The sequence below is a fragment of the Bradyrhizobium sp. IC3123 genome, assembly GCF_020193625.1.
In the GTDB taxonomy this organism is placed as follows: domain Bacteria; phylum Pseudomonadota; class Alphaproteobacteria; order Rhizobiales; family Xanthobacteraceae; genus Bradyrhizobium; species Bradyrhizobium yuanmingense.
The window spans coordinates 220656-245947 of the sequence record NZ_JADYVF010000004.1 but is presented as its reverse complement, the minus strand read 5'-3'; the positions used below and the strand labels follow the sequence as shown (position 1 = coordinate 245947).

The following is a 25292-nucleotide window of genomic DNA, read 5'->3' as shown; positions in this document are numbered from 1 at the left end:
CGCTATTGTTCCTTCTCCTTGCCGGATCGGACGTCGAAATAGGTCCGCTTCGAATTATCCGGGCCGGCGCCGTAGGCGTAGTTCGGCGACGGCGTCTGATATCCCGGCGGCGGCTCCACCAGCGATTGGCGTGGCGGTTCCGACGTAAACTGCTTGGACTCGGGCCCGTTCCCTTTGAAGAGTTTCCACAGCCCTCCGGTATATCCGAGTTCGGCAGGGCTCATCGTCGGATTGGCCACGTTGGTGCCCGGCTGGACCGGGTCATTGCTCGTCTTGTCGGCGGCGGCCGTCCTATGGGCGTTCAACTCGGCGGGCGACAGCGGCTGGGCGTTCTTCCAGTACTCCGTTGCCTTGTTACCGGACTTCTTCCGCTGGGCGATGGCCTCCTTGCGGCGCTTCTCGTCGGGGTCCTTCGGCCAGTTCGGCGCAGCCGCGGCTTCGGCGGCGGCAGGCGGCGGCAGGTCGAGCTTGGGCGGCACGACCAGCGGCGAACGCTCGCGGTATTCGATGCCGGGTTTTTCCATGCTCCGGGCGCCAAGGCCAGTCATCAGGTTGTCGATGAGCTTCTCTTCGAAGGTCATGTCGTCGTCGTCGTCATCGTCGGCAGCATGGGCGCCACCGGTCGACATGACGAGGCCGATGCCGAGCGCGACGGCGGCCAATTTCAGTGCCCGCCAGCCCCCCGATTGGGAGCCCCGAACCATCGAACCGCTGGTCTTCGAGCTGCGCATCACCGTACCTGTTTCATATTGTAGCAGATTGCCGCCCACACGCGGCTTGACCCTTGCAAAAGCCGGGTTCCAGCTGCCGGTCCGTATCGGCCGGGATCAGGGCGCTTTTGCGGCGGGTACCCCCAGGAAGGAATCATACAATAGCGCCGCCACCCCAGCAACGATGGCCACGTCCGCGAGGTTAAACACATACCAATTATAGGTATTTCCGGCGATCTCGATGTGGAACAGGGCGAAATCCACCACCGCGCCATAGGCCAAGCGGTCGATGCCGTTGCCGATGGCGCCGCCGATGATCAGACCGAGCGCGACGGTCGCGAGCATGGTGTGCGAGCGGGCCATCCAGATCGCCAGCGCAACCACCGCGATCACCTTGACGGCCATCAGCGCGAGCTGCGCGGCCTGGCTGTCGTTCTGGAGCCAGCCGAAGCTGATGCCGATGTTCCAGGCCAGCACCAGGTCGAAGAACGGCGTCACCCGCACTGCGCCGCGACGGGCGAGGTCGAACACGTTCAACAGCCAGAGCTTCGAGGCCTGGTCGGCCACGAGCGTGACCATGGCCGCGAGGATGCCGGCACGGAGCGGGGTCATGGCCGACCGATCAGACGCTCACCCCCAGCGCCTTCCACTCGCGCAGTGCCTTGGCATCGCGCGGGGTGACGTCGGGGTATTCAGGGTCCTCGCCGACCATCGGCGAGATCTTCCAGGAGCGGGCGCATTTGGTGCCGATCGCCCTCTCCACGACGACCGCGACGCCGGGGACGGCATCGAGGCGGAACGCCGAGGCCGGCGCCTCGCCCTCCCGCACCTCGTAGTTCGAGGTGATGCAGACTTCAGCCAGATCGATGTCGAACAAGGTTGCCAGCATGCCGCGATCGGCGACATAGATCACCGGCGATGCCTCGAGCGAGGAGCCGATGTTCTTGGCGGCGCGTTCCAGCTCGAGTGCGCCGGTGACGACGCGACGCACGTTGCGGATCGTCTCCCATTTCGCGGCGAGCTTGTCGTCGCGCAAGGCTTCGAGATCGGTCGGGAACAGCGTCAGGTGCACGGACGATTCGGCGTCGGGCCGGTACATGCGCCACGCCTCCTCAGCAGTGAAGCTGAGGATCGGAGCCAGCCATTTCAGGATCGAGGCGCACAACAGGTCGATGGTCGTCAGTGCCGCCTTGCGCGTCAGTGACGAGGGCGGATCGCAATACAGCGTATCCTTGCGGACGTCGAAATAGAATGCGGAGAGCTCGCTGTTCAGGAACGCGGACAGGATCGCGACCACGGTCTTGTAGTCGAACTCCCGATAGGCCTTGCCGATCGCGGCGGCGCGACCTGAGAGCTCGTGCAGCATCAAGCGCTCGAGTTCGGGCATCTCGGCCGGCGCGATTGCGTCGGCCGGCCTGTAATGATGCAGCGTCCCCAGCATCCAGCGCACGGTGTTGCGCAGCTTGCGATAGGTTTCGACGGTGTTCTTCAGGATCTCGGGGCCGATGCGCTGGTCGTCGGTATAGTCGCTGGATGCGACCCAGAGCCTTAAGATGTCGGCGCCAGATTCCTTGATGACGGCCTGCGGCTCGATGGTGTTGCCGAGCGACTTCGACATCTTGCGGCCGTCCTCGGCCTGGGTGAAGCCGTGGGTCAGCACGATGTCGTAAGGCGCGCGGCCGCGCGTGCCGCAGCTTTCCAGCAGCGAGGAGTGGAACCAGCCGCGATGCTGGTCCGAGCCTTCCAGATACATCACCGTGTCGGCGCCGCCGTCGACCTTGCGCTTGATGCCGGCGAGCCCGGGAAACTGCACGGGATCTTCGAGCACGAAAGCGTGGGTGGAGCCGGAATCGAACCAGACGTCGAGAATGTCGTCGACCTTCTGCCAGTCTTCGTTCGCGCGGGGCCCGAGGAAGCGCTCGCGGGCGCCGGTCGCGTACCAGGCGTCGGCGCCTTCCTTCTCGAAGGCGTCGCCGATGCGCGCATTGACGGCCTCGTCCTGGAGGATCTCGGCGGAGCCGTCACCCTTCTCGCGCACGAACACGGCGATCGGCACGCCCCAGGCGCGCTGGCGCGAGATCACCCAGTCGGGCCGCGCCTCGATCATGCCGTTGATGCGGTTCTCGCCGGACGGCGGCACCCATTGCGTCACCGAGATCGCCTGCAGCGCGCGGGCGCGCAGCGTGTCGCCGCTCTTCGTCTTGCCGCCCACCGCGATGTCCTTATCCATCGCAATGAACCATTGCGGTGTGTTGCGGAAGATCACCGGCTTCTTGGAGCGCCAGGAGTGCGGATATTGATGCTTCAGCCGGCCGCGGGCGAGCAGCATGCCTTTCTCGACGAGCGCCTTGATCACGGCCTCGTTGGCATCGCCCTTCTCGCCCTTGTCGGTGATGACGCGCTTGCCGGCAAAGCCCGGCGCATGATCGGTGTAGGCGCCGTTCTCGTCGACGGTGTAGGGGATGGCGGTGTTGATGCCGCGCGCGTCGAGATCGCGCGCCTCTGCCATCCAGACATCGAAGTCCTCGCGGCCATGGCCGGGCGCCGTGTGCACGAAGCCGGTGCCGGTGTCGTCGGTGACATGGTCGCCAGGCAGCAGCGGCACGATGAAGTCGTAGCCACCGCCGACGCCCTTGAGCGGATGGGCACACTCGATCGCGTCCATGGTGTCGCCGGGGACGTCGCGGACCTTCTCATAAGCCGTCACGCGCGCCTGCTTGAAGACGTCTTGCGCGAGCGCATCGGCGAGGATGAGGAGGTCGCCGTTCCTGGCCCAATTGTCGGCGGGGGCGTCCGTCACCTTGTAGAGGCCATAAGCGATCTTCGGCGAGAACGAGATGGCGCGATTGCCCGGCAGCGTCCAGGGCGTGGTGGTCCAGATCACGACGCTCGCCGAGGCGAGCGCACCGTGCGCGGGCGAGGTCACCGGGAATTTCACCCAGACCGTATCGGACGTGTGGTCCTCGTACTCCACCTCGGCTTCGGCCAGCGCGGTCTTCTCAACCACGCTCCACATCACCGGCTTGGAGCCGCGATAGAGCGTGCCGTTTGCGGCAAACTTCATCAGCTCGCGCGCGATCTGGGCTTCGGCCGGATAGCTCATGGTGGCGTAGGGATGGTCCCAATCGCCGATCACGCCGAGGCGCTTGAACTCCTCGCGCTGCACGCCGAGCCAGTGCGTGGCATAGGCGCGGCACTCCTTGCGGAAATCAATCATCGCGGCGCTGTCGCGGAAGTCGGGCTTCTGCTTGCCCTTCTTGCGATAATGCTCCTCCTCGACCTTCCACTCGATCGGCAGGCCGTGGCAGTCCCAGCCCGGCACGTAGTTGGAATCGAAGCCGAGCATCTGCTGGCTCTTGGTGACGAGATCCTTCAGGATCTTGTTCAGCGCCGTGCCGATATGGATGTTGCCGTTGGCGTAGGGCGGGCCGTCATGCAACACGAACTTGGCGCGGCCCTTCGCACTCTGGCGCAGCTTCTCGTAGAGGCCGATCTCGTACCAGCGCTTGAGGATCTCCGGCTCGCGCTGCGGCAGGCCGGCGCGCATCGGGAATTCGGTCTGCGGCAGGAACAGGGTCTTCGAATAGTCCTTGGCTTCAGACTTTTGGGACTTTTGCGGCTTTTCGGACATGAGGCTGACTGGCTCGGAAGGGCGCGGGAACGGATGGCGATGCGGAATCGCGGGTGAACGACGAAATCCCGGTCTTGCGCCGAGCCTTCAGGCTCAGGCGGAAGCCGGGCCGCTAATCCCTATGATGCGCCGCGCAAACATGGGCTCTCCATAGCAGGGGGGCGGAGGAAGCGCAAAGGTCCGGGGGCCCGGTTTCGCCTCTCAATCGATCACGCCCAGGCGCGGAAACGCGTCCGGGGCGGCGGCGAGCATGGCGCGGGCGCGGGCGGAATCGTCGTCCATCTGGTGGATCAGGGCCTCTAGACCATCGAATTTCAGCTCATCGCGGATGAAGCCGATGAAGGCGCAGTCGAGGGCCTGCCCGTAGAGGTCGCCCTTGAAGTCGAACAGGAAGATTTCGAGCAGCGGGGCGCCATTGTCGAAGGTCGGGCGGCGGCCGAAGCTGGCCACCCCGTCCAGCCGCTCGGTGCCGCGGCCGACCCGGACCGCGTAGATGCCGTGCTTGAGGCCGCAATTGGCGTCCAGGCGGATGTTGGCGGTGGGATAGCCGAGCTCGCGGCCGCGCTTCTCGCCGTGGATGACCTCGCCGGTGATGAACCAGGGCGCGCCCAGCATGGTCGTGGCCTCGTCGAGCTGGCCCTCGGCGAGGGCGATCCGGATCGCGCTGGAGGAGACCGGCCGCTCGTCGATATCGACATGCGGCTGGACGTCGACTTCGATGCCGAGCCGGGGCGCCTCGTTGACCAAGAGGCTCGGGGAGCCGACCCGTCCCTTGCCGAAATGGAAGTCGTAGCCGACCGCGATGCCGCTGACGCCGAGCCGCCCGATCAGGTCATGGTGAATGAAATCTTGCGCGCTGGTTCCGGCACGGGCCTTGTCAAAGGTCATGACCACGGCGCCGGCAAGCCCGGTACCGGCCAGAAGCCGCAGTTTGGCCCGCTCGTCTGTCAGGCGGAATTGCGGGGTGTTGGGGCTGAAAAACCGCCGCGGATGCGGCTCGAAGGTCAAGGCCAGCGCAGGCCGGCCATGCGCCCTGCCCATCTCCAGGGCAGCCGCGATGACGGCGCGATGGCCGAGATGCACGCCGTCGAAATTGCCCATGGCAACCACGGCGCCCCTCGGAATCGCGGAATCCGGCGTTGTATCGCGGATGACGGTAAAAGGCGGAGCCATCAGGGGAATTCTCGAACCGGGCAGGACCGGCCCGGACCGTGGCGCGACCGGCACCGCGAAGTCAAGCGGCGGGGCGGGCAGACATTGAAAACGATTTCAAGCCTTCGGAGCTGACCGCAGTTAACGCGCTGTTTAAGGCCTTGGTGCTAGTCCTTGAGGCGTGGAACTGCCGGGCGCCGGCCTGGCAGGTCCGATCGTAATATTCTTGCGTTGGGGGAGTCGAGATGGCGGTTGATTTGTCGATGCCGGTTCTGGTGGTGGATGACTACAGCACCATGATCCGTATCATCCGGAATCTGCTGAAGCAGCTTGGCTTCGAGAACATCGATGATGCCAGCGACGGTTCGGCAGCGCTGAACAAGATGCGCGGCAAGAAGTACGGGCTCGTGATCTCCGACTGGAACATGGAGCCGATGACGGGCTACGACCTCTTGCGCGAAGTCCGCGCGGATCCGAACCTCGCCACCACGCCCTTCATCATGATCACGGCCGAATCCAAGACCGAGAACGTGATCGCGGCCAAGAAGGCCGGCGTGAACAACTACATCGTCAAGCCGTTCAATGCGGCGACGCTGAAGACCAAGATCGAGGCGGTCTTCCCGGACATGGCGAGCGCGTAAGGGCGCTCTTCGCCGGACAACAATTTTCCGTTTGGAACGTCATGCCCGGGCTTGTCCCGGGCATCCACGTTCTTGGATGCAAAAAAAGGAAGACGTGGATGGCCGGGTCATAGGCGAGCGCAAGCGACGCCGTCCTTCGGACGGCTATGCCCGGCCATGACGGCGTCTGAGGCTTGCCCTTTGGTCTAAGTCCATTGCAGCTGCGCGCGCTCCGCCGTCACCACTTCAATTCGCGCATCAGCGCCTTCGGCGGGTGGCCGAACAGCTCTATGACCGAATTCGGGTCGAGCTGGTCGAGGCCCTCGAACTCCTCGGCATGGATGCCGCGGGTGACGAACAGGCAGTCGATGCCGAATTCGCGGGCGCCGGTTAAGTCGGTGCGGACGGAATCGCCGATCGCCAGCACCTTTTTCCGGTCGATCTGGTAGCCTTGGCGTTCGCCGGCGAGCGCCATGGCGCGCTCGTAGATCGGCCGGTGCGGCTTGCCGTAGAAGATCACCTCGCCGCCGAGCTCACGGTAGAGCTCGGCGATGGCGCCGGCGCAATAGATCAACCGGTCGCCGCGTTCCACCACGATGTCGGGGTTGGCGCAGACCAGCGTCAGCTTGCGCTCGCGCGCCTGCAGCATCATGCCGCGATAGTCTTCCGCCGTCTCGGTCTCGTCGTCGTAGAGGCCGGTGCAGACGATGTAATCGGCTTGCTCCAGCGGCGCGGTCACCGCATCGAGGCCGCGATAGATCGAGTTGTCGCGCTCGGGGCCGAGCCAGAACATCTTGCGGCCGGGATGCTCGGCGACGTAGAGCCGGGTCAGGTCGCCTGAAGATACGATCGCGTCATAGGTCTCATCGGGGACGCCGAGCTTGCGCAATTGCCGCTGCACGGAGTCGGCAGGGCGCGGTGCGTTGGTGATCAGGATTACCGTACCGCCGCGGCTGCGATAGGTGTGCAGCGCCTCGCAGGCTTCGGGGAAGGATTCCAGCCCGTTATGGACCACGCCCCAGATGTCGCTGAGCACGACCTCCACACCGCCCACGAGCTCGCGCAGGCCTTCGGCAAAATGCAGCGCGGTCATGGCGTGCGCGGCCGATCAGATGCGACGAGCGAGCGCTGCGTTGCCGGTGACGCGTTGGGGCGGAGGCGCCGAAGAGGTCGCGCCTGAGTTGGGTGTGGCGGAGCCATTGGATCCTTGAATGTCCTGCGCCTGGTTCGGCGAGGCCCCGCCGGTAGCAGATGCCCCCTCCGGCCGCAATGGCCGGGGCGGTGCGAACAGGAACCCTTGGCCGAAACGTACGTCATAGTCGAGCAGGTCGACCACGGCGCGCTCGCCTTCGATCCGTTCGGCGATCAGATCGATGCCGAAGCGGCCGAGCAGGTCGGAGAGGTCGGAAGGGTGGATGTCGGAGGCGGAGGCCTGCTTGGGATCGAGCAGCAGCGCGGCCGGCACCTTGATGAAGCGAACCCCGCGATCGGCCAGCTCGCGCGGTTCGATGCGCAAATCCGTGACATGGTCGATGGAGAAACGGAAGCCGCGCTGGGCGAGCGCCGCGAGGTTCTCGGTCTCGGCGGGGCCGAGATTGCGGAAGGTCGACTGCTTGAACTCCAGCACCAGCGAGGGTGCCAGCGCGCGGTTGGCTTCCAGGAAATCGAGACATTGCGCGAAGGTGGTGGAATTGCCCAGCGTGGACGCCGCGACGTTGCAGAACACGCCGACGTCCTTGTTGCGCACCATCAGGCGCCGCAGCACCTGCACGCATCGCAGCATCACCATGTTGTCGATGCGCCCGATCAGGCCCGAGGCTTCCGCGATGCTGATGAACTCTTCGGCGGCGATCAGTTGGTCGCGCTCGTCGCGCAGGCGCGTCACCGCCTCGTAGAACCGCACCTTGCGCTGCGGCAGCGTGACCATCGGCTGCAGGAAGATATCGATGCGGTTCTCGTCGACCGCATTGCGCAGCGTCGCCAGCAATTGGGTCTGGTTGCGTCCATGCGCGGTCTGAACCGGGGGGGCGGCCTGCACCGTCGGCGACGCCGGCCGTAGCGGGGGCTGCGGAAGCGGAGGAGGAGCGAGCGGCTTCTCCTCGAACGGGGCAGCCAGATCGATCGGCGTTTCCGGCTCGGGCCTTGAGACCGGGGCGGGTGCGGGGGCCGACGCGTGGCCGGCGAGCAGATCCTCATGGGCCGCCACGGTGGTGGCGAGCTGCCTGACCAATCCGCCAAGTTCGTTGATCTCGCCGATGACCGACTGGATGCGGTCGGAATTGGTCGAATTGGACGCGGCGATGCGGCTCTCGACCGCAGCCAGCCGGCGGCCGAACTCGGCCACCTGGCGGGCGAGGTCGGCGGTGCCGCGCGAGAGATCGGCGATCTGGCCGCCGACGTCGCTGCGGTCGCGCAGCCGCATCGACACCGCGTTGTAGAGGATCAGGAAAGTCAGCGCGGTCAGCGCCACGATCGCCGATTCCGTTCCGCTGATGCCAGCGACCGAATAGAGCACGAGCCCGAGCGAGGCCGCGACCAGGACCATGCAGATGGCGATGAAGATCGTCGAAATGCGAATCATGCCGCGCGTTATGCCTTTAAGAGCTGACTGCCTCACCCGGGGAAAACACGGGTCGCTCGACCTCGTCACGCCTCATGCTCCCCCAAGCTTCGATCAGCCTAACATCATTGTTGATTCGAGGGGATAGGACTGTGTCGGAGCCTATTCAGGCCCGCGCGCCCAAAGCGTTTCGTCACACGTCTGCCGGCTCAGGTGCGGAAATCAAGACGCTCTCAGCGGAAAATCATGCCGCCCTCAAGGCCAGCGCGCCGCATGCGCCCTATCGTCCCGGCGTTTTCAACCGCAGGAGATTGCCATGTCGACATCCGCCGCGCTCAAGCCAGCCGCCCCCCAACCTGATCTTGCCGCCGTCAAGCAGCGCCAGCACGGCGCCTGGTCTTCCGGCGATTATGCCGTGGTCGGCACCACCTTGCAGATCGTCGGGGAACAGCTCTGCGAGGCCATCGACCTGCGCGCCGGCAGCAAGGTGCTGGACGTCGCAGCCGGCAACGGCAATGCGACTCTGGCGGCGGCGCGGCGCTGGTGTGACGTCACATCCACCGACTACGTGCCGGCGCTGCTCAAGCGCGGGCGCGAGCGCGCCATGGCCGAACACCTCGCCGTCGAGTTCCGCGAGGCGGATGCCGAGGCGCTGCCGTTTGCGGATGCCGCCTTCGACGTCGTGCTCTCCACTTTCGGCGTGATGTTCACGCCGGATCAGGACAGGGCGGCCTCCGAGCTCGCGCGGGTCTGCAGATCCGGCGGCAAGATCGGTCTCGCCAACTGGACGCCGCAAGGCTTCATCGGCCAGCTGTTCAAGACCATCGGCAAGCATTTGCCGCCGCCGGCCGGGGTGAAATCGCCCGCCATGTGGGGCACACCGGCACGGCTCGAGGAGATGTTCGGCGGCGTGGCCGCGGAGATCGCCGCCGAGCCGCGCATGTTCGTGTTCCGCTATCGTTCGCCGGACCACTGGCTCGAGATCTTCAAGACCTTCTATGGCCCCACGCTGAAGGCGTTTGCCGCGCTCGACGCGAACGGGCAGGCCGCGCTGGCGCGCGATCTCCTGGCGCTGCTAGAAGAGTTCAACCACGCCGATGACGGCACGATCGTGGTGCACAGCGAATATCTGGAAGCCGTGATAACCAAGCGCTGATCGCGCCTGGGATGCGGTCGGGCCAGCTTCGGCCCGACCGCCACCGATCAAAATGGCGCGGTGGCGCCGACGGTGTCGGCGGAGACGGCGTCCCGGGTGCCGAGCGGCTTCGCCCGCCCGGTGGTGGTATCGCGCAGCGTCTGCCGCTCGATCTCCGAATTCAGCTCGGCGCCGAACATGATGACGATCGCCGACATCCACATCCACGTCATCAGGCCGATCGCCGCGCCCAGCGAGCCGTAGGTTGCGTTGTAATTGGCGAATTCCGAGAGATACCAGGACAGCAGGGCAGAGCCCGCGATCCAGAGAATCGCGGCAATCACGGCGCCGAGGCTCAGCCATTGCCAGCGCGGCGCATCGCGGCTCGGCGCGAAGCGATAGAGGATGGCGAGTGCGACCAGCAGGATGATGAACAGCAGCGGCCATCGTGCCAGCGCCACGATCAGCTTGCTTTCCGGCGCCATGCCGAGATGATTGAGCGCAAGCGGGAAGGCGACGACGGCTCCCACCATCAACAGCAGCGCCACGATGCCGCCGACGGTGAAGGCCAGCGAGACCATGTTCAGCCGGATGAAGCTGCGCTTCTCGCGTTCCTCATAGGCGACGTTGAGGGCGTCGAAGATCGCCTTGACGCCGGCATTGGCGCTCCAGATCGCAAGCAGCAGGCCGACCAGGAAGGTGACGCCGAGCGTCGCATTGCCGTTCGACACCACGCGCGCGACCTGGTCCTCGACGATCTGGAACGAGCCCTCCGGCAGCATGGTCGCAAGCGTGTGCAGATTGGCGCTGATCGTGGCGGGATCGGCGAACAGGGCATAAGAGGAGACGAGCGCGGTGACTGCGGGGAAGAGCGCGAGCAGCCCGAAGAAGACGACGCCGCCCGCCGTCGCGAGCAGGCGATCCTCGTCGATGCGTTGATAGGTCCGCCAGAAAATGTCCTTCCAGCCAGCCCAGGGGATCTCGAACGGGCTTTTCGCCCGGCGGCCGCGGCCCGGCTGCATCGCCGCACCGGCCGGGTGCGTTTCCGGGGAATTCGCTTCGCCCTTGCGGTGGTGTTGCGGAGGCCCGGGCCTCGCCAGGCCGGAATCCTGAAAGTAGCGCTCCGCGGTCAGCACGAACACGGCCGTTGCCGCCACCAGCAGCCAGGAGTCGATCTGTTCGGGGCGCCGCGCCAACATCACGCCTCCAGACTATGCCTGTTGCGTCGCCGCCGGGCGGCCGTCAGCCCGACCAGGCCGACCGCCGCGAGCATCAGGCCGAGCTGCACGGGACGGTTGGCGCGAGCCGGCCAGGTCTTGATGCCGCCGCGCTCGCCCGGTGCGAGCGGCGCGAGGGGAATCGTCGTTGCGACCTCCTTCACCGCCTCCTTGACCGTTCCACGCGGGATCCGGGGCGTGGCGACCGCCACGCGCAGACGGCTCGCGAGCGGCACGACCGGCTTGGCCTTGCGTTTCATCTGGGCCATGGCCACCCCGGCACAGACCGCAGCCAGCACCAGCAGCACTGCGGCGACGGCGCCAAATCCCCAGAACTGCCCGTAAGTGATCCCGACCCAACGGTACAAGGCGATCAGGCCGACGAAGAATGCCGCGACAACGAACAGGCCGGCGACCGCGAACAGCCCGCCGGCCACCGCGTAGGATGTCACCTTGCCTGTGGCCTGGCTGGTCTGGTCACGCAGATAGGATTGAGCAGCGCGTTTGACGTGATTGAGCTTGAGCGCCATCCCGGCGCGCAGCAATTCGCCCGATGGCGCGAGCATGCGGACATCCTCCCAAGACGAGAAAATTCATCGGGGGATGAACGTGGCGATATTTGACTTGTTCCGACGGAGCGTGATCGGCCGCGATGAATCAGCCGAGATCGGCGGCCGCGATCCAGAACACCTCGCCCTCGGAATCTTCGGTGTCCAGCCAGAGCAGCGGCAGTTCCGGAAAGGCCTCGTCGACCAGCTCGCGGCCGCGGCCGATCTCGCAAATCAGCCCGCCATCCGCCGTCAGGTGGTCGGGCGCATCGCGTAGGATCCGGCGCACCACGTCGAGACCGTCGGCGCCACCATCGAAGGCGAGCTTCGGCTCGGCCCGGCACTCCGGCGGCAATGCCGCCATGCCCTCGGCGTCGACGTAGGGCGGGTTGGTGATGATCAGGTCGTATCTATTGCCGCCGAGAGGGGCGAACAGATCGCCGCGATACAGGCTGATGCGGTCCTCGAGCCCGTATTCGCCGACATTGCGCGCAGCGACCTCGAGCGCGCCCTTGGAGATGTCGACGGCGTCGATGGTGGCGTTCGGGAAATGATGCGCGGCGAGGATCGCAAGGCATCCCGAGCCCGTGCAGAGATCGAGCACGCGCTCGACCGCCATCGGGTCGTCGATCAGCGATCCGGCCTCGCCGTCGGCGCCGAAATGCGACTCCAGGAGCTCGCCGATGAAGGAGCGCGGAACGATGACGCGCTCGTCGACATAGAAGGGCAGGCCGCGCATGTAGATCTTGTTGACGAGATAGGCGGCCGGTTTGCGCGTCGTGACGCGCTGATGGATGAGGTCAAGGAGGGTCTTGCCTTCCGCGGCGCTGACGCGCGCGTTGGCGAAGATCTCGAACTGGTCGGGATTGAGATGCAGCGCCTCGCAGACCAGGAACGCGGCTTCCGCGACGGGATCCGTCGTGCCATGAGCAAAGGAAAGCTTGGCCTCGACGAAGCGGCTCACGGCATAGCGGACGAAGTCGAGCAGCATGAGAAGCTCGCCGGGTCCCACCTTCGCGAGGTCAGGCGCGGCGCGGCCGCGCGCGGTCTTTTTCGTTGGCTTGGCCATCAGGATTTGGTCCAGCGTGCGGCGGCTTCGTCGTCACGGACATGGGCCTCGACCCAGCCGGTGCCGGTGGCGCTCTCTTCCTTCTTCCAGAACGGCGCGCTGGTCTTGAGATAGTCCATCAGGAACTCGGCGGCCTGGAACGCCGCCTGTCGGTGCTGCGAGGCGGTCACCACCAGCACGATGTTCTGGCCCGGCATCAAGCGGCCGACGCGGTGAATCACCGTGATGCCGTTGAGCGGCCAGCGCGAGACGGCCTCGTCGGCGTGGCGCCTGATCTCTTCCTCCGCCATGCCGGGGTAATGTTCGAGCGTCAGCGCGGCGACCGTGGCGCTGTCCTCGTCGGCGCGGCAGATGCCGGAAAATGTCACCACAGCGCCGATATCCGTCCGGCTGCTCGTCAGGACCGAGATCTCGCGCGCGATGTCGAAATCGTCTTCCTGGATACGGATGGTGACGGGGCAGGTCATGAGGCTAGCCGCCGGTCATGGGCGGGAAGAACGCGATCTCGCGGGCGCCTGCGATGGCGGCATCCTGCTTGACGTGAGCGCGGTCGATCGCGGCGCGGATCACCTTCGGCTTCTCGAACGCGTACGCATAGGCTTCGCTTTGGCCGGAGAGCCAGGCGATCAACTCCTCGACGGTGCGCACGCTCGCGGGAGGCTCGATCGTCTCTTCGGCCTTGCCGACGCGCTCGCGCACCCAGGCGAAATACTTCACCTTCATCCCTCGTCCTCCTTGATGAGGTGATGGATGCCGGCGCGGAAATAGTCGTAGCCGGTGTACATGGTGAGGATCGCCGAAGCCCACAGCAGCGCGAGGCCAATCATCGAGACCACCGGCACCACCTGATCGCCGGCTGGGCCGGCGATCAGGAAGCCGATCGCAACCAGCTGGACCGTGGTCTTCCACTTCGCAAGCTTGGTCACGGGCACGCTGACACGGAGCGCAGCCAGATATTCGCGCAGGCCCGAGACCAGGATCTCGCGGCACAGGATCACGATGGCGGCCCATAGCGACCAGCCGTGAATGATGCCGTCCGCGGCCAGCATCAACAGGCAGGAGGCGACCAGTAGCTTGTCGGCGATCGGATCGAGCATGCGGCCGAAAGCCGATTGCTGATTCCAGATCCGCGCGTAATAGCCATCGAGGTAATCCGTCACCCCCGCGGCGATGAAAAGGGCGACCGCGAGCCAGCGCAGCCAGAGCGGCTGATCCAGAATCGACTGCGCATAGATGCATCCGACCACGACCGGGATCGCGGCGATCCGGCCATAGGTCAGGATGTTGGGGAGGGACATCGCGCGGCTGGTCGTCCCTCGTGTGGTGGCGATGTTCATCCGTCCTACCAATACCGCTGCTGCCTGAACGTCAACCGTCCCGCGCCCCAAATGAGGTGCGGACACGACGATCATATGACTGCGGTCCCCCTTTAGTTCATCCCGGTTGGGGATGGAAATATTCGAAAATCCTGCGCGCGCTCTCAGCGCTCACCCCCGGAACCTTGCCGAGATCGGCGATCGAGGCCCGTTCGATCTCCTTCAGGGTTCCGAAATGGTGCAGCAAGGCACGTTTGCGTGACGGGCCGATGCCCGGAATCTCCTGCAAACCAGCCTCGCGGATGTCCTTCTTGCGCAGCTTGCGGTGCGAGCCGATGACGAAGCGGTGGGCTTCGTCACGCAGGCGCTGGATGAAATAGAGTACGGGATCGCGCGGCTCCAGCTTGATCGCCTCGCGCTCCGGCATGAACAGGGTCTCGCGGCCGGCATCCCGGTCCGGTCCCTTGGCGACCGACATCAGCGACACCTGGGTCAGGCCGAGATTGGCGAAGATCTCGCGCACGGCGTTGAGCTGGCCGCGGCCGCCGTCGATGATCACGAGGTCGGGCCATTGCGGGAAATCGTCGTCCTTAGCCTTGTTGCCTTCCTTGGCGGCATCCTCGGGCGGATTGATCAGGCGCTTGAAGCGGCGCTCCAGCACTTCGCGCATCATGGCGAAGTCGTCGCCGGGCGTGATCCCTTCCGACTTGATGTTGAACTTGCGGTACTGGTTCTTCACGAAGCCATCTGGGCCCGCGACGATCATGGCGCCGACCGCGTTGGTGCCCTGGATGTGGCTGTTGTCGTAGACCTCGATGCGCTTGGGCACGTGTGGCAGGCTCAGCGTCGCGGCCATGGCCTCGAGCAGCCGGCTTTGCGTCGCGGTGTCCGCGAGCTTGCGGCCGAGCGCCTCGCGCGCATTGGTCAGCGCGTGGGTGACCAGCTCCTTCTTCTCGCCGCGCTTGGGCGCGGTGACCTCGACCTTGTGGCCAGCCTTGATCGATAGCGCGTTGGCGAGCAGCTCGCTCTCCTCGATATCGTGCGAGAGCAGGATGTTCCTCGGCGGCGGCTTGTCGTCGTAGAACTGCGCCAGGAAGGACCCCAGCACCTCCTCCGGGGTAAAGCTCTTCTCCGCGCGCGGAAAGTAGGCGCGGTTGCCCCAGTTCTGTCCGGTGCGGAAGAAGAACACCTCGACGCAGGAGAAGCCGCCCTCCTGGTGGATGGCGAACACGTCGGCTTCCTCCACCGTGCGCGGATTGATGCCCTGCTGCGACTGGATCGCCGATAGCGCGGCGAGGCGATCGCGGTACAGTGCGGCGCGCTCGAATTCGAGCTCGTTCGAGGCCTTCTCCATCTCGCCGGCGAGCTCCTGCTTCACCGCATGGCTCTTGCCGGAGAGGAAGTCGCTGGCCTCGCGCACCAGCGTCGAATAGCCGCCGAAATCGATCTCCCGGGTGCAGGGTCCGGCGCAGCGGCGGATCTGGTGGAGCAGGCAGGGCCGGGTGCGGCTCTCGAAGAAGGAATCAGTGCAGGAGCGGATCAAGAACGCGCGCTGCAGCGCCGTGATGGTGCGGTTGACCGCGCCGGCGGAGGCAAACGGGCCGAAATAGCGCCCGGGCCGGGTCTGCGCACCGCGATGTTTCAGGATCTGCGGCGCCCAATGGTCGCCGGTGATCAGGATGTAGGGGAACGACTTGTCGTCGCGAAGCTGCACGTTGAAGCGCGGCCGCAGCTGCTTGATCAGGTTGGCTTCCAGCAGCAGCGCCTCGGTCTCGGTCGTGGTCGAGACGATCTCCACCGTGACGGTGGCCGCGATCATGCGCAGGATGCGGGCCGGCAGCGGCGCACTCTGGCGCGCATAACTGGACAGGCGCTTTTTGACGTTCTTGGCCTTGCCGACATAGAGCACGTCGGCGTTCGCATTGAGCATACGATAGACGCCAGGCGAGGTCGGTGCGAGGCGGACCGCGCGCTCGATCGCCTCGTGACCGGTCGCGAGCGGGCCTTCGCCGACGGCGCCGCTCTCTTCCAGGATGTCCGGCAGCAGGGCATCGTCCTCGTCATCGCCCCCTGCCGCCGCGGGATCTACGTCCGGCCCGGCCAGCCGCTCGGGCGGCGTGTCGCTCGCAGCCGGCGGCGCCTTGCGCGCGCGGTCGTCCGGATTGTCGGGGGAATCGTGAACCATGGGACGAATTTAGGCGCTGGGGGGACTGATTTGAAGTTCCGGCCATGCGGCACGCACAGAGGATGGCGGGCAGCTCCCGGTAACGCTTCCTTAAGTCTGTTAAGCGGGCGGTAACCCGGCTTAACAGCCCTTTAACTTAAAACTCTCGATAAATCCTACGCGAAAAGCTCTTGGTTCCGTAACCATGCGGTTTTGCTCGCGCGGCGGCGCGGGCATCGCTCGGGTTGCGACAGTGGCGTTGGAGTGAGTGATGAAGAGGCTCGTTGTGGGCGCAGCCGCGTTGGTTGCGGCCGGCTGGACAGCTTCGGCAGAGGCCGCCGATCTCCAATACGGGCAGCGCGCGCCCTATACCGTCAATCAGCCGCTCAATGCCTATAGCTGGGCGGGTCCCTATCTCGGCGGCAATATCGGCTATGAATGGGGCTCGGTCGACAACAACCCCACCAAGCCGTCCGGCTTCGTCGGCGGTGTGCAGGCCGGCTACAATTTCCAGAACGGCCCGTGGGTGTTCGGCGTCGAGGGCGACATCCAGGCCGCCGGCGCCGACGACACGTTCGCGCCGTGGAAGTTCTCCAATCCGTGGTTCGGCACCCTGCGCGGCCGCGCCGGCTATGCGTTCAACAACGTGCTGTTCTACGGCACCGCCGGTCTCGCCTTCGGCGAGCTGCGCGCGCAGACCTTCGGCTGGTCGGAGTCGCACACCACCGCGGGCTGGACCATCGGCGCCGGTGCGGAAGTCGGCCTCGCGCCGAACTGGAGCGCCAAGCTCGAATATCTCTACATCGATCTGTCGACCAGCCAGTTCGCAATCACGGGCGTGTCAAACGGCTATAGCGCCAACGTTGTCCGCGCAGGCGTGAACTATCGCTTCTGACATCCAAAGAAGAAAATACCGGACCAGCCTCCCGGCCGCTCGCGGCCGGGATTTTTTTTGCAAGGATCGCTAGGAGAGGATCACCAGATTGACCGCCTTCGGTCCCTTCCCCTTCTTGTCCGGTTCGACTTCGAAAGTAATACGCTGTCCTTCGGCAAGGTCCTTCAGTCCCGCCCGCTCCACAGCAGTGATGTGAACGAAGACATCGCGACCGCCGTCGTCAGGCTTGATGAAGCCGTAGCCGCGCTCGCCGTTGAAGAACTTGACCGTTCCCGTCATGGCCATCGGGAAACTCCCCCTCATTGCTCCTCCGTCGCGACGCAGACTCACGTCGCGACATGACCGGGCCTTACGGAGCCCGGGAGCTGGCCATCCTTGGACGGACCTGATCGGTCCGGCGGGATCTTTCTTAGGGCCTTCACTCCGCCGCAACCATTCGCGGAAGCGGAACGTAAAGCCAGTCACGGAAATAGCATAATACGTTTCTTTGCAGATTGACTACCGGTCCTGCATATTTTTCCCAAGAATGCCGGAGTGTTACGGCTTGGCGTCAATGCTTGGCGCTAAGGCTTGGGTACCTCCAGCCGGAATCTGGCAGCACCGCCCTGGCCGAGCGGTATTTCCAGCTCCGGCAGAATGGTCTTGAGCTCGCCGTGCAGCGTGTAGGGCGGGTTGACGATCAAGAGACCGGTGGAGGTGAGGGCGGCGCTGTTGGCTTGCGGCGCGACGCTGAATTCGAGGCGAAGGCATTTTCCGGGCGGCTTTGCTGCAGCTGCGAGCCGCGCGACGGTTTGTGCCAGCGTGTCGGTGGCGCGCCGGTTCTTGGCGGGATACCAGATTACGTAGATACCGGTCGGCCATTTCGCGAACGCTGCCGAGAAGGCTTCGCCGAGCCGCTCGAACTCGTCCTTGGCCTCGAAGGGCGGATCGATCAGCACGAGGCCACGCCGCTCCTTCGGCGGCACGAAGGCCGGCAGCGCCACCCAGCCGTCGAGATCGACCACGCGCGCCTGCTCGTCGCGGCGCAGCGCGTCGATCAGCGCTTTCCGTGCCTTCGGCTCGAGCTCGCAGGCGACGAGCCGGTCTTGCGGCCTGAGCAAGCCGCGCGCGATCAACGGCGAGCCCGGATAGGCCTTGAGCTCCCCCTTCGGATTGAAGGCGCGGACGATGTCGAGATAGGGCTTCGTCAGTGCCGCGCTTTCGTTCGACAGGCGGGCCTGCAGCAGCCGCGCAATGCCGGTCAGCCATTCGCCGCCGCGGCGAGCCTCGTCGCTGTCGAGATCGTAGAGGCCGGCGCCGGCATGGGTGTCGATGACGCGGAACGCTGCCGGCTTGTCCTGCAGATAAGTGAGGATGCGCGCCAGCACGATGTGCTTGATGACATCGGCGAAGCTGCCGGCGTGGAAGGCGTGGCGGTAGTTCATGGCGGAGAGGACTACGTTGTCTGGCGCGATCCTAACCCCTGTCATTGCGAGCGCAGCGAAGCAATCCAGAAATGCGTCCGCGGAGGCACTCTGGATTGCTTCGCTGCGCTCGCAATGACTGAGCTACCCGCCCCTGATCGGCGGCATCGTGACCTGGTCGCGGCGGCAGGCGCGGCGCTCGTCGCAGGCGCGGAATTGCAGATCCTTGCTGAGGCAGATGCGGACCTCGGACAGCCGAGTCCGGTTGCAGGTGACCGAGACGGCGGCATTGCCGAGACCCGGATTGGCCTTGATGAAGGCTTCTTCGACCTCCGCCGGCGCGATGGTCTTGGCCTGCGACAGGTCGAGATACTCGGCCGGAATCTTGATTGCGGCGCGCGCTTTGCGGATCATCTCGAAATAGCTGCGGCCCTCCAGCCCGGAGCAGGTGCCGTGCTTGTCCCATTCGTTGAAGATCAGGCCCGGCGCCGGCATCAGGTCGAGCATCGAGGAGACGATGTTGCGGTTCAGCCGCGGCGCCGGCCGCTGGCAATATTCGGGAAAGCCGTTTTCATATTGCGGCCACAGCCCATGCACCACGAAGGCGTAGGGCCGTCCGCTGCATTGCATCTGGGACCGTCCGCCGCGCTCGGCGGCTTCCTCGCAGAACGAGGGCGACCACGATAGCGCCAGCACATAGAAGTCGAACTCGCCGGGTGCGTTTTGCCGCTTATCCTGTGCCTTCGCACCGCCGGCGAGGCTGGCCAACCCCGCAATGAGGATCAGCGAGATCATCAAACGGGACAACGAACGCAATCTGGAGTGAAACATGGCGACGCCCCTCAACTAGACTGTGCACACAGCCTAGCAGGCGATGGGAACATTTCAAGAACAAAATTGGACAATCGTCGGCTAGCTGAGCCGAATAAGCCGGTGTCGGAGTCAGGGCTTGGCGGCGCGGCACGCCGGATTGTAGGCCCAGTTGCGGTCGACGCCGACGACGCACCATTCGACACCGTTGCCGTAGGAGGCAAAGCCGCCATCCTCGATGATCGAGAAATGCACCTTGCGCGCCTTGCCGTCATTGAGCATGGCCTCGCCGGTGCAATAGCGCCGCGGAATGTTGTCGGACTGCCAGGGCCGGAACGCGGTCTCGCGAACGGCGGAGAAACCGGTGATCTGCAACGAAGAATTCCAGAACGTGTATTCCTTTTCGGCGAACTCGTGCACGATCCTCGGCAGAGCCCAGTCGCAAGGGGCGACGGCACCGTCATAGCGCGGCCCGCTCAGCCAGAAATTCAGCTCGAGCGGATTGGCGGCCCTGGCCTCGCCGAGCGACAGCGCTCCCAACATGAGGCCGAGCACGGCGGCAAAGCGGAGCGATTTCAGGGAGGGGGCGCGCATGGTCAATCCGGACAGCTAAGGTCTTGCGAAGGCTGGACGGTGCCGCGAAGGTTGGGGCGGGTCAAGTGCAGCGCGGCAACACTTCGCCAGGACTTGACCAGGATGTCGCGGCCAACAGGGGTTCGGTTCTTTTCACGTCCGTCCCGGCACCGTAGACTGGCGCCAGCCAATTGGAGTGACGGGAATGCGAATCATTGCGGCCGCGGGCCTTCTTGCCAGCCTGATTGTCTCGGGCATGGCGAGCCAGTCGGCGCGCGCCGACATCTTTTCTCTGGTGCCGCCGTTCAAGGGCAACGACACCGGCGGCATCATCGCCTATTCGATGGCGACCCAGGTCGATGCGCGTCAGGTCGCCGTCGATCACTGCGCCCGCTACGGCAAGGTCGCGAAATTCCTGGGCGTGCAGGCCTATGAGGGCGGCTACATCTCGTTCTCCTGCCGCTGGGTGCCCTATGGCGCCGCCGACCGGCCGATCCGCACACTGTACTGAGGCGCTGTCGTAGGCGCCGCACCTCTCTCAGCCGGGAGCTTCCCTCATGACGCGCAAACTCGCTTTGCTCGGCTCGATGCTTTGCCTCGCGTTGTCGGCAGGCAGCGCCAGCGCCGACGAACTGCCGCTGCGCAAGGCCGGTCTTTGGGAGATGAAGCTGGTCACATCGGGCTCGCCCATGCCCGAGATGACCATGCAGCACTGCACCGACGAGACCGTCGACAAGGAGATGAGCAACAACGTCTCCCCGATGGCCAAGCAGATCTGCGCCAAGCAGGAGATCAAGAAGACCGCGACCGGCTATGTCAGCGATTCCGAGTGCAGCGTCGCCGGCGTCAGCACGACCTCGCATGCCGAGATCACCGGCGATTTCAATTCGGCCTACACGGTGAAGACGACCTCACACGCCAAAGGCGGCGTTGCTGGTGCGGCGGGGCGCGATAGCACGACGACGCTGCAAGCCAAGTGGCTCGGGGCCTGCAAGCCGGATCAGAAGCCCGGTGACATCGTCATGCCCGGCGGCTTCAAGATGAACACGCGCGACATGGACAAGCTGAAGGCGCTGCTGCCGAAGTAGGTGTGCTCTTTCCCTCTCCCCTTGTGGGAGAGGGTGGATCGCCGCAAAGCGGCGAGACGGGTGAGGGGTTTCTCTCCGCGAATTCAATGAGACTTGGACGCGCGGAGAGATACCCCTCATCCGGCGCTTCGCGCCCTTCTCCCGCAAGGGGAGAAGGGAAAACCGCACCTACACCGGTATCCGCACGCTCGCCCTCAATCCTCCCATCGGGCTGTCACCGAGCGTGATGTCGCCGCCGTGCGAGCGGGCGATGTCGCGGGCAATCGCGAGCCCCAGGCCGGTGCCGCCTTCGTCCTGGTTGCGGGCGTTGTCCAGCCGCAGGAACGGCTTGAATACCTCTTCGCGCAAGTGGGCGGGAATGCCGGGGCCGTCATCGTCGACGGTGACGGTCAAATAACGGTGATCGCGCTGGCCGGTGATGGCGATGTTCTTGCCGTAGCGCGCTGCGTTGGTGACGAGGTTGGCGAGGCAGCGCTTGAACGAAGCCGGCTTCACCGTCACCACGGGCAGGCCGTTGAAGGCGACGGTCGCGGTATGGCCGTGACGCTCGGCATCGCTGCGCAGCTCCTCGAGCGCCTGCGCCATGTCGGTCGGCTGCGACTGCTCGCCGGAATCGCCGCGGGCGAACGCAAGGTAATCCTCCAGCATCATCGACATTTCGTCGACGTCCTTGCGCATGCCTTCGAGCTCGGGACTGTCTCCGATCAGTGCCAGCTCGAGCTTGAAGCGGGTCAGGATGGTGCGCAGATCGTGGCTGACGCCGGCGAGCATCGCGGTGCGCTGCTCCATCGTGCGCTCGATGCGCGACTTCATCTCCAGGAAGGCGACGGCCGCGCGCCGCACCTCGCGCGCGCCGCGCGGCCGGAAATTCGGGGCCTCGCGGCCCTTGCCGAAACTCTCGGCGGCATCGGCGAGGCGCAGGATCGGCTTGATCTGGTTGCGCAGGAACAGCACCGCGACGATCAACAGGATCGAGGACGTGCCGACCATCCAGAACAGGAAGATCTCCGAGTTCGAGGCATAGGCGGCGCTGCGCTGCGCGAACACGCGCATCACGGCGTCGTCGAGCTGGATGCGGATCTCGACCAGGTTGGAGCGGCCGACCGTGTCGATCCAGAACGAGCGGCCGATCTGGCGGCCGAGCTGCACCGACAGCGTCTGGTCGAGCAGCGAGAAGAACGGTTTTGGTCCCGGCGGCGGCATGTCGCCGGCAGGCAGGAAATCGACGACGAGGCCGAGTCGCTGCTGCGCGATGCGGCGGATCTCGGTGCGGTCCTTGTCCTGCGGATAGCCCTTGTAGACGTCGATCAGCGCGGCGATGTCCTGCACCACCGCGGCCGACAGGCGGCGCGTCACCGTGTTCCAGTGCCGCTCCATGAACACGAAAGCGACGACCGATTGCAGCACCACCATCGGCACGATCATGATGAGGAGCGCGCGGGCGTAGAGGCCGGTCGGCATCCAGCCCTTGAACGCGTTGCCCATCCAGCCGTTCGCGGCGGAGACGCGGCCGGCGGCGCTCTTCAGCAGCGTCAGGCCGGTATCTATCGTGCTCATCTGGCGCGCTTCACTGCGGTTCAGGGCGAGGCCACCAGGCGGTAGCCGATGCCGCGCACCGCCTGCAGGAACAGCGGATTGGCGGGATCGGTCTCGATCTTGCGCCGGAGGCGGTTGATCTGCACGTCGACGGCGCGCTCGTTGACGCTGCCATTGCCGGTCAGTGCGCTGCGCGGCACGGTCTCGCCCGGCGTCTCCGCGAGAATCCGCAGCATCTCGCGCTCGCGGTCGGTGAGGTGGATGACCTCCTCGCCCTGGCGCAATTCGCCGCGTTCGAGATGGTAGACATAGGGGCCGAAGGCGATCTTCTCGATCGTCGTGGCCTGCGGCGGCGGCGCGGCGCGCTTGAGGATGTTGTTGATGCGCAGCGCCAGCTCGCGCGGTTCGAACGGTTTTGCGACGTAATCGTCGGCGCCGATCTGCAGGCCCTCGATGCGGGCTTCCGCCTCGTGGCGCGCCGTCAGCATCACGATCGGCACCGACGACGAGGTGCGGATGAAGCGGGCGAGGTCGAAGCCGGTCTCGCCGGGCATCATGACGTCGAGGATCAGGAGATCGAAATGCAGGCCCATCAGCTTCGAGCGCGCATCACCGGCGCTCGCCGCGGTGGTGACGCGGTAGCCTTCACTTGCAAGAAAGCGCGAGAGCAGGTCGCGGATGCGGCGGTCGTCGTCGACCAGCAAGAGATGCGGGGCATCGTCGGCCGGTTGCACCGGCGGGCGCGCGAGCGTGGCTGCGAGCGGCACGGTCACTCCTTGGCGTCTTGTTTGACGGCAGCGAAGATCGTCTCCAGCACCTTGTCCGGATCGTCGCGGTCGATCATCGCGCGCAGGAAGCGCTTGACCGTCTCGGCGTCCTGCGGACCCATCTCCGCGAGCGCCCTGGTGATCCGCGTGGTCTGCAGCCCGGCGAGCTTCTGCACCAGCGCCTCGCCCTTCGGCGTCGCGTAGAGCAGGCGCTGGCGACGATCGTTGTCGCCGGTCTTCTGCACGATATAACCCTCGTCCAGGAGCTGCTTCAGCACCCGGCCGAGCGACTGTTTGGTGATGCGCAGGACGTCGAGCAGGTCGGCGACCTTGAGCCCGGGATAGCGGTAGACGAAATGCATGACCCGGTGATGGGCCCGGCCGAAGCCGAACGCCTCCAGCTCCTGGTCGGGATCGCCGACGAAATCGCGATAGGCGAAGAACAGCAGCTCGATGATATCCCAGCGCAAATTGCCTCCATCGCCTGCGGCCGGCCGGGGCGCGGCAGCGTCTTGAGAAGGAGTCGCGAAATTTATGTCAGGCATATTGACGTATCTTGGGTTCAATGTTACAAAACGATCGACCCGCACGAAATTTTAGATCGTTTCGCGCCGGGTGGCATCGGAGCAGGACGGCCGGAGAGAGCCGGACAGGCGGCGACGGCCGAAGCAGATCTACCGTGCGATTGTCGAGCGGCATTTCGGCAAAACATACTGGACTTCCGCCTTCCGCAAAAGCATGTCCTCGATGACATGCTGGCTGCGGAAACCGGCCGTAACATGGCTGGCGGCGGTCCGGCCAGAAACCAATCAAGCCAGCCGGGCCCGAACGGGCAGGCGGGCGCGAGAAACAGCGCCGCCACCGGCAGCGGGAGGCAAGGACATGAGCATGACATTCGACATCCAGCCCGCATCCAATCCGACGCCCGAGAAGGACCGCGTCGCCAAGCTGGTGGATCCCGGCTTCGGGCGGGTCTTCACCGATCACATGGCAATCGTCCGCTACAACCAGGCCAAGGGCGGCTGGTACGAGGCGAAAATCGAGGCGCGCGCCGACTTCCAGCTCGATCCCGCCGGCGCGGTCCTGCACTACGCCCAGGAGATCTTCGAAGGCCTGAAGGCCTACAAGCGCGACGATGGCGGGGTGAACCTGTTCCGTCCCGACGCCAATGCGCGCCGCTTCAAGGACTCGGCCGATCGCATGGCGATGGCGCAGCTGCCCGAAGACGTCTTCATCGAGGCGGTCGAGCAGGTCGTGCGCATCGACCGCGCCTGGATGCCGGGCGGCGAGGGCAGCCTTTACCTGCGGCCGTTCATGATCGCGAGCGAGACCTTCCTCGGCGTCAAGCCATCGTCCGAATACATCTTTGCGGTGATCGCCTCGCCGGTCGGCTCCTACTTCAAGGGCGGGCCCGCGCCGGTCTCGATCTGGGTGTCGGAGAACTACACGCGCGCCGCGATCGGCGGTACCGGCGCGGTCAAATGCGGCGGCAATTATGCCGCGAGCCTGCGCGCCCAGGCCGAAGCGATCCAGCACGGCTGCGACCAGGTCGTCTTCCTTGACGCGGTCGAGCGCCGCTACATCGAGGAGCTCGGCGGCATGAACGTGTTCTTCGTGTTCGACGACGGCTCGCTATCGACGCCGCCGCTCGGCACCATCCTGCCCGGCATCACCCGCGACTCCATCATCACGCTCGCCCGCGACGCCGGCAAGACGGTGCGCGAAGAACCCTATACGCTCGAGCAGTGGCGCAAGGACGCGGCCTCAGGCAGGCTGAAGGAAGCCTTCGCCTGCGGCACCGCCGCGGTGATCTCGCCGATCGGCAAGGTGCGCTCGGTCAGCGGCGATTTCGACATCTCGGGCGGCGCCGCCGGCCCCGTCGCCATGGGCCTCCGCAAGCAGCTCGTCGACATCCAGTACGGCCGCACCAACGATCCCCACAACTGGATCCGCAAGGTGTTTTGATCACCCCCCCCTGGAGGGGTCCGGGACGAGCGTAGCTCGCCCGTGGGTCGATCGCGCGCAGCGCGAGCGGGTGGGGTGATCTCTCAACACGGGCAGTGTTCGATGTGGAGAGACCCTCACCCCACCCCGTCTC

Annotated in this window: 26 protein-coding genes; 6 read left to right on the top strand and 20 right to left on the bottom strand. The window is 65.4% G+C overall.

All coding sequences use genetic code 11. The features are described from left to right. Positions 1 to 2 precede the first annotated feature (2 nt). The 4 genes from I6F20_RS15475 to I6F20_RS15460 all read right to left on the bottom strand — a co-directional run bounded on the left by I6F20_RS15475 (position 3) and on the right by I6F20_RS15460 (position 5514). Positions 3 to 731 (bottom strand): hypothetical protein, encoded by a 729-nt coding sequence (locus tag I6F20_RS15475; protein WP_225127155.1) that lies wholly within the window; start codon positions 729 to 731, stop codon positions 3 to 5. A 96-nt stretch (positions 732 to 827) separates the two neighbouring features. Then, positions 828 to 1322 carry a signal peptidase II gene (gene lspA / locus I6F20_RS15470; protein WP_036027098.1) on the bottom strand — a complete coding sequence of 165 codons (495 nt, stop codon included), beginning with the start codon at positions 1320 to 1322 and terminating at the stop codon, positions 828 to 830. Positions 1323 to 1332: 10 nt separating this feature from the next. Then, positions 1333 to 4341: an isoleucine--tRNA ligase gene (ileS, locus tag I6F20_RS15465; RefSeq protein ID WP_225126841.1), complete on the bottom strand. Its 3009-nt coding sequence runs from the start codon at positions 4339 to 4341 to the stop codon at positions 1333 to 1335. 201 nt (positions 4342 to 4542) lie between these two features. Continuing rightward, positions 4543 to 5514: a bifunctional riboflavin kinase/FAD synthetase gene (locus I6F20_RS15460; RefSeq protein WP_036009264.1), complete on the bottom strand. Its 972-nt coding sequence runs from the start codon at positions 5512 to 5514 to the stop codon at positions 4543 to 4545. Between the two features lie 224 nt (positions 5515 to 5738). Between I6F20_RS15460 and I6F20_RS15455 the strand changes: the two genes are divergently transcribed. Continuing rightward, complete coding sequence (locus I6F20_RS15455; protein WP_008567674.1) at positions 5739 to 6134, top strand: response regulator; 396 nt, start codon at positions 5739 to 5741, stop codon at positions 6132 to 6134. Between the two features lie 217 nt (positions 6135 to 6351). Here I6F20_RS15455 and I6F20_RS15450 read toward each other — a convergent pair whose 3' ends face one another. Then, entirely contained in the window at positions 6352 to 7206 is an 855-nt protein-coding gene (locus I6F20_RS15450) for a TIGR01459 family HAD-type hydrolase (protein WP_057027662.1), read from the bottom strand. 15 nt (positions 7207 to 7221) lie between these two features. Further along, complete coding sequence (locus I6F20_RS15445; protein ID WP_225126840.1) at positions 7222 to 8694, bottom strand: EAL domain-containing protein; 1473 nt, start codon at positions 8692 to 8694, stop codon at positions 7222 to 7224. Positions 8695 to 8989: 295 nt separating this feature from the next. Here I6F20_RS15445 and I6F20_RS15440 point away from each other — a divergent pair, with 295 nt between their 5' ends. After that, on the top strand, positions 8990 to 9829 hold the full coding sequence (locus I6F20_RS15440) for a class I SAM-dependent methyltransferase (RefSeq protein WP_225114838.1): 840 nt from the start codon (positions 8990 to 8992) through the stop codon (positions 9827 to 9829). A gap of 47 nt (positions 9830 to 9876) precedes the next feature. On the opposite strand, the gene I6F20_RS15435 is transcribed toward I6F20_RS15440, so the two are convergent. From I6F20_RS15435 to uvrC, 7 genes are all read right to left on the bottom strand, one after another. After that, the gene (locus tag I6F20_RS15435) at positions 9877 to 11007 is read right to left on the bottom strand and encodes a YihY/virulence factor BrkB family protein (RefSeq protein ID WP_036027106.1); all 1131 of its coding nucleotides are present in this window, start codon (positions 11005 to 11007) and stop codon (positions 9877 to 9879) included. Further along, positions 11007 to 11591, bottom strand: a complete 585-nt coding sequence (locus I6F20_RS15430; RefSeq protein WP_057027666.1) for a phage holin family protein — start codon at positions 11589 to 11591, stop codon at positions 11007 to 11009. Before I6F20_RS15430 ends, I6F20_RS15435 begins: the two co-directional genes overlap by 1 nt. Positions 11592 to 11682: 91 nt before the next feature. After that, complete coding sequence (prmB, locus tag I6F20_RS15425) at positions 11683 to 12642, bottom strand: 50S ribosomal protein L3 N(5)-glutamine methyltransferase (RefSeq protein ID WP_225126837.1); 960 nt, start codon at positions 12640 to 12642, stop codon at positions 11683 to 11685. After that, positions 12642 to 13109 carry a molybdenum cofactor biosynthesis protein MoaE gene (locus I6F20_RS15420; RefSeq protein ID WP_225126836.1) on the bottom strand — a complete coding sequence of 156 codons (468 nt, stop codon included), beginning with the start codon at positions 13107 to 13109 and terminating at the stop codon, positions 12642 to 12644. Before I6F20_RS15420 ends, prmB begins: the two co-directional genes overlap by 1 nt. A gap of 4 nt (positions 13110 to 13113) precedes the next feature. Further along, positions 13114 to 13365, bottom strand: a complete 252-nt coding sequence (gene moaD, locus I6F20_RS15415) for a molybdopterin converting factor subunit 1 (protein ID WP_036009285.1) — start codon at positions 13363 to 13365, stop codon at positions 13114 to 13116. Then, entirely contained in the window at positions 13362 to 13979 is a 618-nt protein-coding gene (pgsA, locus tag I6F20_RS15410; protein WP_036009286.1) for a CDP-diacylglycerol--glycerol-3-phosphate 3-phosphatidyltransferase, read from the bottom strand. The genes moaD and pgsA overlap by 4 nt, the downstream gene beginning before the upstream one ends. 97 nt (positions 13980 to 14076) lie before the next feature. Further along, entirely contained in the window at positions 14077 to 16143 is a 2067-nt protein-coding gene (uvrC, locus tag I6F20_RS15405; protein WP_036027115.1) for an excinuclease ABC subunit UvrC, read from the bottom strand. Between the two features lie 250 nt (positions 16144 to 16393). Between uvrC and I6F20_RS15400 the strand changes: the two genes are divergently transcribed. Further along, on the top strand, positions 16394 to 17017 hold the full coding sequence (locus I6F20_RS15400) for an outer membrane protein (protein ID WP_193760563.1): 624 nt from the start codon (positions 16394 to 16396) through the stop codon (positions 17015 to 17017). A gap of 69 nt (positions 17018 to 17086) precedes the next feature. Here I6F20_RS15400 and I6F20_RS15395 read toward each other — a convergent pair whose 3' ends face one another. The 4 genes from I6F20_RS15395 to I6F20_RS15380 all read right to left on the bottom strand — a co-directional run bounded on the left by I6F20_RS15395 (position 17087) and on the right by I6F20_RS15380 (position 19824). After that, positions 17087 to 17302, bottom strand: a complete 216-nt coding sequence (locus I6F20_RS15395) for a cold-shock protein (RefSeq protein ID WP_008544396.1) — start codon at positions 17300 to 17302, stop codon at positions 17087 to 17089. Positions 17303 to 17580: 278 nt separating this feature from the next. Then, positions 17581 to 18441 (bottom strand): 23S rRNA (adenine(2030)-N(6))-methyltransferase RlmJ, encoded by an 861-nt coding sequence (locus I6F20_RS15390; RefSeq protein WP_225127153.1) that lies wholly within the window; start codon positions 18439 to 18441, stop codon positions 17581 to 17583. Positions 18442 to 18564: 123 nt separating this feature from the next. After that, positions 18565 to 19251, bottom strand: a complete 687-nt coding sequence (locus I6F20_RS15385; RefSeq protein ID WP_225126834.1) for a ribonuclease T2 family protein — start codon at positions 19249 to 19251, stop codon at positions 18565 to 18567. A 111-nt stretch (positions 19252 to 19362) separates the two neighbouring features. Beyond that, positions 19363 to 19824, bottom strand: coding sequence for a hypothetical protein (locus tag I6F20_RS15380; RefSeq protein WP_128264812.1), 462 nt, complete (start codon positions 19822 to 19824; stop codon positions 19363 to 19365). Between the two features lie 184 nt (positions 19825 to 20008). Between I6F20_RS15380 and I6F20_RS15375 the strand changes: the two genes are divergently transcribed. Both I6F20_RS15375 and I6F20_RS15370 read left to right on the top strand, forming a co-directional pair. Further along, positions 20009 to 20314 (top strand): hypothetical protein, encoded by a 306-nt coding sequence (locus tag I6F20_RS15375; protein ID WP_036009301.1) that lies wholly within the window; start codon positions 20009 to 20011, stop codon positions 20312 to 20314. Positions 20315 to 20360: 46 nt separating this feature from the next. Then, positions 20361 to 20891 carry a DUF3617 domain-containing protein gene (locus I6F20_RS15370; RefSeq protein WP_036009304.1) on the top strand — a complete coding sequence of 177 codons (531 nt, stop codon included), beginning with the start codon at positions 20361 to 20363 and terminating at the stop codon, positions 20889 to 20891. A gap of 168 nt (positions 20892 to 21059) precedes the next feature. Here the strand turns inward: I6F20_RS15370 and I6F20_RS15365 are convergent, their stop codons facing one another. From I6F20_RS15365 to I6F20_RS15355, 3 genes are read right to left on the bottom strand one after another with little or no spacing between them, the layout of a single operon-like run. Further along, entirely contained in the window at positions 21060 to 22448 is a 1389-nt protein-coding gene (locus I6F20_RS15365; RefSeq protein ID WP_036009312.1) for an ATP-binding protein, read from the bottom strand. Between the two features lie 20 nt (positions 22449 to 22468). Beyond that, positions 22469 to 23200 carry a response regulator gene (locus I6F20_RS15360; protein ID WP_036009315.1) on the bottom strand — a complete coding sequence of 244 codons (732 nt, stop codon included), beginning with the start codon at positions 23198 to 23200 and terminating at the stop codon, positions 22469 to 22471. Then, positions 23197 to 23739, bottom strand: coding sequence for a MarR family winged helix-turn-helix transcriptional regulator (locus tag I6F20_RS15355; RefSeq protein ID WP_050991840.1), 543 nt, complete (start codon positions 23737 to 23739; stop codon positions 23197 to 23199). The genes I6F20_RS15360 and I6F20_RS15355 overlap by 4 nt, the downstream gene beginning before the upstream one ends. A 337-nt stretch (positions 23740 to 24076) precedes the next feature. Here I6F20_RS15355 and I6F20_RS15350 point away from each other — a divergent pair, with 337 nt between their 5' ends. Further along, positions 24077 to 25159 carry a branched-chain amino acid aminotransferase gene (locus tag I6F20_RS15350; protein ID WP_225126833.1) on the top strand — a complete coding sequence of 361 codons (1083 nt, stop codon included), beginning with the start codon at positions 24077 to 24079 and terminating at the stop codon, positions 25157 to 25159. Positions 25160 to 25292 lie beyond the last annotated feature (133 nt).

Coding starts and splice junctions, on each gene's coding strand:
- I6F20_RS15355 (WP_050991840.1), bottom strand. CDS start 23,739: ATGCCTGACATAAATTTCGCGACTCCTTCTCAAGACGCTGCCGCGCCC.
- I6F20_RS15380 (WP_128264812.1), bottom strand. CDS start 19,824: ATGCGCGCCCCCTCCCTGAAATCGCTCCGCTTTGCCGCCGTGCTCGGC.
- ileS (WP_225126841.1), bottom strand. CDS start 4,341: ATGTCCGAAAAGCCGCAAAAGTCCCAAAAGTCTGAAGCCAAGGACTAT.
- I6F20_RS15385 (WP_225126834.1), bottom strand. CDS start 19,251: ATGTTTCACTCCAGATTGCGTTCGTTGTCCCGTTTGATGATCTCGCTG.
- lspA (WP_036027098.1), bottom strand. CDS start 1,322: ATGACCCCGCTCCGTGCCGGCATCCTCGCGGCCATGGTCACGCTCGTG.
- I6F20_RS15350 (WP_225126833.1), top strand. CDS start 24,077: ATGAGCATGACATTCGACATCCAGCCCGCATCCAATCCGACGCCCGAG.
- I6F20_RS15435 (WP_036027106.1), bottom strand. CDS start 11,007: ATGTTGGCGCGGCGCCCCGAACAGATCGACTCCTGGCTGCTGGTGGCG.
- I6F20_RS15370 (WP_036009304.1), top strand. CDS start 20,361: ATGACGCGCAAACTCGCTTTGCTCGGCTCGATGCTTTGCCTCGCGTTG.
- I6F20_RS15475 (WP_225127155.1), bottom strand. CDS start 731: ATGCGCAGCTCGAAGACCAGCGGTTCGATGGTTCGGGGCTCCCAATCG.
- I6F20_RS15365 (WP_036009312.1), bottom strand. CDS start 22,448: ATGAGCACGATAGATACCGGCCTGACGCTGCTGAAGAGCGCCGCCGGC.
- I6F20_RS15390 (WP_225127153.1), bottom strand. CDS start 18,441: ATGAACTACCGCCACGCCTTCCACGCCGGCAGCTTCGCCGATGTCATC.
- moaD (WP_036009285.1), bottom strand. CDS start 13,365: ATGAAGGTGAAGTATTTCGCCTGGGTGCGCGAGCGCGTCGGCAAGGCC.
- I6F20_RS15395 (WP_008544396.1), bottom strand. CDS start 17,302: ATGGCCATGACGGGAACGGTCAAGTTCTTCAACGGCGAGCGCGGCTAC.
- uvrC (WP_036027115.1), bottom strand. CDS start 16,143: ATGGTTCACGATTCCCCCGACAATCCGGACGACCGCGCGCGCAAGGCG.
- I6F20_RS15455 (WP_008567674.1), top strand. CDS start 5,739: ATGGCGGTTGATTTGTCGATGCCGGTTCTGGTGGTGGATGACTACAGC.
- prmB (WP_225126837.1), bottom strand. CDS start 12,642: ATGGCCAAGCCAACGAAAAAGACCGCGCGCGGCCGCGCCGCGCCTGAC.
- I6F20_RS15430 (WP_057027666.1), bottom strand. CDS start 11,591: ATGCTCGCGCCATCGGGCGAATTGCTGCGCGCCGGGATGGCGCTCAAG.
- I6F20_RS15450 (WP_057027662.1), bottom strand. CDS start 7,206: ATGACCGCGCTGCATTTTGCCGAAGGCCTGCGCGAGCTCGTGGGCGGT.
- I6F20_RS15460 (WP_036009264.1), bottom strand. CDS start 5,514: ATGGCTCCGCCTTTTACCGTCATCCGCGATACAACGCCGGATTCCGCG.
- I6F20_RS15375 (WP_036009301.1), top strand. CDS start 20,009: ATGCGAATCATTGCGGCCGCGGGCCTTCTTGCCAGCCTGATTGTCTCG.
- I6F20_RS15440 (WP_225114838.1), top strand. CDS start 8,990: ATGTCGACATCCGCCGCGCTCAAGCCAGCCGCCCCCCAACCTGATCTT.
- I6F20_RS15420 (WP_225126836.1), bottom strand. CDS start 13,109: ATGACCTGCCCCGTCACCATCCGTATCCAGGAAGACGATTTCGACATC.
- I6F20_RS15400 (WP_193760563.1), top strand. CDS start 16,394: ATGAAGAGGCTCGTTGTGGGCGCAGCCGCGTTGGTTGCGGCCGGCTGG.
- I6F20_RS15445 (WP_225126840.1), bottom strand. CDS start 8,694: ATGATTCGCATTTCGACGATCTTCATCGCCATCTGCATGGTCCTGGTC.
- pgsA (WP_036009286.1), bottom strand. CDS start 13,979: ATGAACATCGCCACCACACGAGGGACGACCAGCCGCGCGATGTCCCTC.